The sequence below is a fragment of the Oceanobacillus saliphilus genome (genome assembly GCF_023522835.1).
GTDB lineage: Bacteria > Bacillota > Bacilli > Bacillales > Amphibacillaceae > Oceanobacillus > Oceanobacillus saliphilus.
On record NZ_JALCZU010000177.1, the window covers coordinates 1 to 265 of the forward strand.

Genomic DNA, 265 nt, shown 5'->3' on the forward strand with positions numbered 1-265 from the left:
GGAAACCTCGCTCAACGTCATAGCCCGTAAAGCTGGCGTCAGCCCGGCCATGCTGAATTACTATTTTCAGTCGCGCGAGTCACTTCTGGATACCGTGGTCGCGGAACGCTTTGTGCCATTACGGCAACGGCTGGAAGCGCATTTTGTCGAAGAGAGTAGTGAACCTGTCGCTGCGATCAGCGGATTTATTAAAGAGTTCGCGGATATCGTGCTGAGTCATGACTGGTTCGCACCGCTGTGGCTGCAGGAAGTCGCCAGTGGTCAG

At 54.7% G+C, this 265-nt stretch carries 1 protein-coding gene; it reads left to right on the plus strand.

Annotated elements, in window-relative coordinates:
• Nucleotides 1-265 (plus strand): TetR/AcrR family transcriptional regulator (locus tag MN204_RS20845; protein WP_249872959.1); only part of this gene is annotated, 265 nt, incomplete at both ends.